Genomic DNA, 6,703 nt, shown 5'->3' on the forward strand with positions numbered 1-6,703 from the left:
GGCTCATAGGCCTTGTCCCAGGCGGAGGCGAAATAGAGGCCCCGCTCCTTGTCCCAGCCTTCGAAATCGTCTGCCCCGATGCGATTGGGGCCGGCGAAGAGCTTGTGATCGGGAGCCAGCATCGCCACCGGCGCCGCCGGATCGGTGACGCGCCAGCGCAGTGAGGGTGTTCCGATGGTTATCGGCAAGGGCGGAGTAGTTTCGGCCACCCATTTGTCGATGGGGCGATGATAGAGCGTCACCAGATGCCCGCCCTCCTTCACCCAGCGATGCAGGCGCGGATTGGCCAGCGCCAGGTCGGGCCGGGTGCCATAGGCGAAGATGCCGACCACGATGGTGTCCAGCCCGGAGAGATCGCCGGCCAGGGCCTCGGCGTCGAGAATTACGGGGCTGGCCCCCATCCGTTCGAGCCAGAGCCCGACATTGTCACTGCCGCCCCCGATATAGCCGATGCGCGCCTTCGGCAGAGCAAGATCGAGCGCCAGCACGTCGAGCCACAGCGGCCGCACGAAGCGGGTGCGACCGATATGGGGATAGGCGATGGGCGTCACGGCATGAGCCTGGCCGCCATCGACACGAACGGGCAACCTGTAAAGTCCCGCTGCCGAGCCCGGCCCGGCCATGAGATCGGCGCCGGTTTCGGTCATCTCAACCTTGAGGCCGGGCAGCGCGTCGATGCTCGTGCCCGCAATCATCGGCTTGATGGCGACCGAATGGCGCTGCTGTGCGGCAGGCAGCTTGAGGATGATCGCCTGAGGCGCAAGCGAGAGGCTGTGGCGGGGCGCTATCTGGACCGGCTCCTCGGTGTCGAGCGCGAAGGAAAGCCTTTCGCCCTTCACCACGGCCTCGACCTCCACCGACACGGCGCCATTGCCGCCCAGGCTGAGCCAGTCGGGGGCAAAGGGGTTGGCGACGGGCGCATCGGCCCTGGCCAACAGCGGCACGGCTATGCGGGGCGCCGTGCAGGCCTGCGCCGGCACCGGCTCGAAATAGGCGCCGAGGCGCGGCGTCACCACGAGGCTTTCCGCCAGACCGGGATCGGTCTCTAGGATCAGATCGGCCCGCCCCCCCGGCACCACATCGGCGGAGGAAATGCTTGCCATAACGTCGATACCGACGGCATGGGCCATGGCGGCGTCGATTTCACGCAGCTTGCGCTCGACCCGGTGGCCGTGGGCTTCACGCTCTGCCGCAGTCAGCCGGGGGAGCGCCGTGCGCAAGGCGGCCCTGGCGCGTATAAGGGCATCCAACACCCCCTGGCGGTTGGGAAAAGCGGCGAGCGCCTGGGCGATGGCGGCATCCGCGTCGGCCAGTTCTTCGGCACTGCCAAGATCGGCCAGGGTCTGGGGCAGGCCGGCCAAAATATCGGCTTCAGCCACTCCGCCGACCAGATGCAGCGGCCATTCGCGAATCCCGGGATGGCGCCAATGGCCCATATTCTGGCTGGCATGGAAGGCGCGGGACACCTCTCCCAGCCTGTCATGAGGCAGGCCGGTGGCGAAGTCGGGCGCTGTTGCGGTGATGGTGGTGGTGACCGGTGGCGGCGGCACCTCGTCATCATAGGTGTCTCCACCCCCCGACCAGGCCGGCAGATAGAATTTGCTCACCCGCCAGGGGGCAAGCCCTTCCTCTGCGTGCTCCGGCCAGGCCTGGGGGTCGGCGGCCAGCGCCAAAGCACGCTCGGCGGCTTCAGTCATGGCGCGGTGGTGGCCGTGCTGGCCGGGCACGTCGAGAAAGGTGGGAATGACGATATCGGGGCGGAACTGGCGGTAGGCGCGCACCATCCTTTCGATGGTGCGGTCTTCCCCCCAGCGGGCCAATGTGTCCTTGCCGGATTTGGAAAAGCCGAAATCATGCACGGGATCGTCGGGGCCATGGCCGAGCCAGGCAATATCGGCGTCGATGACGCGCGCCGCCGCCTCCATTTCGCGCGAGCGCAATACGCCCAGCGCACCGCCACGCTCGGGGCCGAGCGTATTCTGCCCACCCTCGCCGCGCGTCGAGCAGGCGACGACGATGCGCATGCCCATTTCGAAGCGCAAGGTGGCCAGCATGCCGTTCTGCTCGTCATCGGGGTGGGCGCCGCTATTCATCACCGTGAGGCTGGAGCGCAGCCGGCTCAGGGCTCGCCAGAAGGCGACCAGATGCGGCTGGGCCGCGGCGCGGTGCAGGCGTTCTCGATCAGAAAGCATGGGACCATCCAGACAAGTGTTGTCGCGTCAGCCGATGGGGTCGGCAACGCTGAGGTGGGGCGAAACCGTATCGAGCAGGGGCAGCGCCGCCGCGCCCAGCGCAGCGGTGAGCCGGCCGCTCTGCCCGCGCAACACGCGCGGCAGGGAGCGCTGGCGGCGTGTGGCGACCGAAACGGGCAAAGGATCGAGCGCGGCGATCACCGCCTCGAACACCGAATCGGGCAGGCCGCCGCCGAAGATTACCGTTTCGGGATCGAAGATGTTTTCCAGCATGGCCACGGTGGGCGCCAGATAATCTGCGGCCATGGCGATCCATTCGGCCAGGGTGGCGTCCCCTTCATCGTGAAGACGCTGGATAGCGTCGGCATCGGCGACATATGTGCCAGCCATGGCCAGGCGCTCGCGCAGGGCGAAGACCGAAACGAACCGCTCCAGCGCCCCTGCGGGGCCGTAGTGACCGGCGCGGTTGCGCGGAACCAGTCCCACATGGCCGATCTCACCGGCATTGCCGAAAGCCCCGCGCAGCGGTCTCCCATCCTGGATGACGCCCAGGCCCAGCCCGACGCCGAAATAGAGATAGCAGAAGCTGGCCAATTTCCGTCCGGCGCCATAAAGCCGCTCACCGACCACAGCGGCGGTGGCGTCGTTCTCCACCACCACATACTGCCCCGTCGCCTGGCCGAACAGCGCCACCGGATCGACGCCGCCCCAGCCCGGCAGGGTGGCGGGGCCGACCGAGCTCATGCCTTCGACCTCGAAGGGGCCCGGCATGACCACGCCGACGCCCAGCAATTTGCCGCTGGCCAGCCGCTGCACTTCCTGCGCCACCAGCGCCGGCACGGTTTCGGGGCCCGGCGTGGAGAGCGGGACGATGGATTGCCCGCGCACGCTGCCGGCCAGGTCCGCCAGAACGGTCACCATATGATCGGCGGCGATTTCGACGCCAGCGGTCATGGGCCCATCGGGATTGAGGGCAAACTGGAGGGGCGGCTGGCCTCGGCCCGAACGCAGGCGCCCGCGCTGGATCAGCAATCCCTCTTCGAGCAGTTCGTCGACGATATTGGCCACCGCCTGCGGCGTAAGCCGGGCGCGACGGGCGATGTCCGTGCGCCCCAGATGCTCGCTCACGCGAATGGCCTCGAGCACCACGCGGCGATTATGCGCGCGGTTGCGCTCGGGATTTGACCCTATGGCGACGCGCTGGCGCAGGGTCTTCTTTCCGCGGCTGATCACGCTTGCCAGTCTTTCTCGTCGCGTTTGTTCACGCCGCCAGACTAAACTTCGGTCGCAATAACTCAAGTAGCTTATTTTATTGACAAGGACCCGTCACATGGCGGACGCTGAGCCCGGATTGGCGACATTGCGCCATTCTCGCACCAGAGAGGCTGCCGGCAGGGACCGGCGGTCATACGGAGGATATATCGATGTTCACCAAGGCAAAAATGGCCGGGCTTGTGGCCGGTATCAGCTTCCTGGCGCTGGGCTCCGCCCAGGCCGTGGAAATTGAATACTGGCAGTATGTCTTCGACAGCCGCGTTCAAGCGATGGACAAGCTGATCGCCAATTTCGAGGCGGCCAATCCCGACATTACCGTCAAGCAGACGACCTTCCCCTATGCGGACTACCAGACCCGTGTCGTCGCCGCCAAGGTGGCCGGCCAGGGTCCCGATGTCGTGCAACTCTTTTACGGCTGGCTCGACCAGTTCGTTTCCGGCGGGCTGATCCAGCCGCTCGATCCGGCCGTATTCCCGCATGCCGAGATCGAAGCGGACTTTTTCCCCATCGTTTCGGCGATGAAGCGGGGCGACGACTACTACGGCCTGCCCACCGCCGTGCGCTCGCTGGCCCTGTTCTACAACAAAGCCATCTTTGCCGAGGCAGGCATCGAAGCGCCCGACAATCTGGAAGAATTGCTGGCCGCTGCCGAAGCCACCGTCAAGCGTGACGGATCGGGCAATATCACGTCCGCCGGCATCACCATGGACATGGCCGGCCAGGACCACCACTGGTGGCGCGAGGTGCTGGTGCGCCAGAACGGCGGCGAGCCCTATGACGCCGATGGCAACGTCGCCTATGACAGCGCCGCCGGCGCCGCTGCGCTCAAATTCTACACCGATCTGCAGACCGAGCATAATGTGGGCCTTGTCGGCTTCATGGACGAAGGCCAGGCAGCCTTCCGCGCCGGCCTTGCCGCCATGACCATCGACGGCACCTTCCGCCTCGGCGCCTTCGCCTCCAACCCCTTCGAATGGGGCGTGGTGGAGCTGCCGGCCGACGCCAATGGCATGCGCTCGAACTATTCGAGCTATTTCGCCAACGCCATCGGCGCCACCGCCCAGGGTGAAGAGCTCGAGGCGGCGCAGAAGTTCCTGGCCTACATTTCCTCGCCTGAGGCGATGGAAGTCTGGCTCGAAACCGTTGGCGAACTGCCGGCCCGCCGCGACGTGGCCCTGACCGAGAAGAACCTGGCCGATCCGATCCTGGCCCCGTTCCTCAAGGGACTCGACTACGCCCATACCACGCGCTTCTATGACGAAGCCGGCCAGCGCCAGGTGGCCATCGACATGGTCAACCGCGTGCTGCTCGAAAACCAGTCCATCGAGGATTCGATCAAGCAGGCCGCCCAGGCCGAGCAGGCGATCATCGACGAAGGCCGCGAGTAAGCCCGGCCAAACCGAAATGGCCGGCGGCGGTTCGTCCGCCGCCGGCCGGTCCCTACCCGCGAGGAGCGAGCATGGCGTCGGCAAGCCCACTTCCCAACACCGGTCCGGTCCGCTTCTGGGACCGGCTCAATATCGGCACCAAGCGGGTCATCTGGGCCTGGGCGTTCCTTGCCCTGCCCATCATCTTCTACACCGGCATCCGCTTTTATCCGACCTTCCAGGCCTTCTGGCTGTCGCTGACCAATTGGGACCTGCTGCGCCCGGCCAAGTTCATTGGCCTCGCCAACTACCAGAAGATGTTCGCCGATCCGCTGTTCTGGAAAGTGTTCAACAACACCTTCCTCTATCTTCTGGTCGGCACACCCGTCAGCCTGGTCATCTCCTTCGTCATCGCCTTCTATCTCGATCGCGTGCGGTTCCTGCACGGCTTCATCCGAGCGTTGTATTTCCTGCCCTTCCTCACCACCGCAGCAGCTATGGGCTGGGTGTGGCGCTGGTTCTACCAGCCGGTGCCCATCGGGGTGATCAACGGGCTGCTCAGCTCGCTGGGCATTGCCCAGCAGCCCTTCCTGCGCTCAGTGGATCAGGCGCTGTTCGCCATCCTCGTGCCGGCCATCTGGGCCGGGCTGGGGTTCCAGATCATCATCTTCATGGCCGGGCTGCGCGCCATTCCCACGACCTTCTACGAGGCGGCGCGCATCGACGGACTGGGCGAATGGGCCATTCTGCGCAAGATCACCCTGCCGCTCTTGAAACCCACCACCATCTTCCTGGTCGTCTTTTCCTCCATCGGCTTTCTGCGGATTTTCGACCAGGTCTTCAACATGACCACCAATGATCCGGGTGGGCCGCTCAATTCGACCAAGCCTCTGGTGCTCATGATCTACCAGACCGCCTTTTCCTCCTACCAGATGGGATATGCCGCGGCGCAGACCGTGGTGCTGTTCACCATCCTGCTCATCGTCTCGCTGCTCCAGCTCTATCTGCTGAGGGAAAAGAAATGACCGCCACCCCCGCCTCGTCCGTCGAGCTGGCGGCCAATCGCCGCGACATCCGCCCCGGCCGTATCATCGCCTGGACCCTGCTGCTGATCGGCGGGCTCATCATGGTGACGCCGCTGCTCTACATGTTCTCGACCTCGCTCAAGACTTCGGGCCAGGTCTATGATCTGCGGCTCATCCCGGCTGCGCCGACGCTGGACAATTACATCAAGGTGCTGGGGGACGGGCGCTTCATGCGCTGGTTCTTCAACTCCACCTTCATCGCGCTCACCGTTACGCTCTCCAATGTCTTCTTCGACAGCCTGGTGGGCTACACGCTGGCCAAGTTCGAGTTCCGTGGGCGCTATTTCATTTTCCTGGCCATCCTCTCCACGCTGATGATCCCCACCGAAATGCTGGTGATCCCGTGGTATCTGATGAGCAGCCAGCTGGGCTGGATCAACTCCTATTGGGGCATCATGTTTCCCGGCATGATGACGGCCTTCGGCACGTTCCTGATGAAGCAGTTCTTCGAGGGCGTACCCAACGATTTCCTCGAAGCGGCGCGGGTGGACGGGCTCAACGAATTCACCATCTGGTGGAAGATCGCCATGCCCATGGTGGTGCCGGCAATTTCGGCATTGGCCATTTTCACCTTCCTGGGCAATTGGACCGCCTTTTTCTGGCCGCTGATCGTCACCACCTCCAAGGAGCTCTATACGCTGCCCGTGGGCATATCGAGCTTCTCGGCGGAAGCCTCCATCCAGTGGGAGTTGATCATGACCGGCGCCGCAATCGGCACCATTCCCACGCTTCTCGTCTTCCTGGCCCTGCAGCGCTTCATCGTGCGCGGCGTCATGCTGGCCGG

General features: G+C 64.9%; 5 protein-coding genes. 3 read left to right on the forward strand and 2 right to left on the reverse strand.

The genetic code is table 11. From position 1 onward, the window contains the following. Together VDP82_RS12120 and VDP82_RS12125 are read right to left on the reverse strand one after the other, a co-directional pair. Positions 1–2,192, reverse strand: a 2,192-nt coding sequence (locus VDP82_RS12120) for a PIG-L family deacetylase (protein WP_323015106.1), incomplete at its 3' end; no start/stop codon positions are given. Between the two features lie 27 nt (positions 2,193–2,219). Beyond that, positions 2,220–3,425, reverse strand: a complete 1,206-nt coding sequence (locus tag VDP82_RS12125) for an ROK family transcriptional regulator (RefSeq protein ID WP_323015107.1) — start codon at positions 3,423–3,425, stop codon at positions 2,220–2,222. Between the two features lie 191 nt (positions 3,426–3,616). Between VDP82_RS12125 and VDP82_RS12130 the strand changes: the two genes are divergently transcribed. The 3 genes from VDP82_RS12130 to VDP82_RS12140 form a co-directional block, all read left to right on the forward strand. Continuing rightward, entirely contained in the window at positions 3,617–4,855 is a 1,239-nt protein-coding gene (locus tag VDP82_RS12130) for an extracellular solute-binding protein (RefSeq protein ID WP_323015108.1), read from the forward strand. Between the two features lie 71 nt (positions 4,856–4,926). Continuing rightward, positions 4,927–5,859: a sugar ABC transporter permease gene (locus VDP82_RS12135; protein WP_323015109.1), complete on the forward strand. Its 933-nt coding sequence runs from the start codon at positions 4,927–4,929 to the stop codon at positions 5,857–5,859. Further along, positions 5,856–6,703, forward strand: an 848-nt coding sequence (locus tag VDP82_RS12140; protein ID WP_323015110.1) for a carbohydrate ABC transporter permease, incomplete at its 3' end; no start/stop codon positions are given. The genes VDP82_RS12135 and VDP82_RS12140, both read left to right, overlap by 4 nt.

It is taken from the genome of Devosia sp. (genome assembly GCF_034675085.1).
GTDB lineage: Bacteria > Pseudomonadota > Alphaproteobacteria > Rhizobiales > Devosiaceae > Devosia.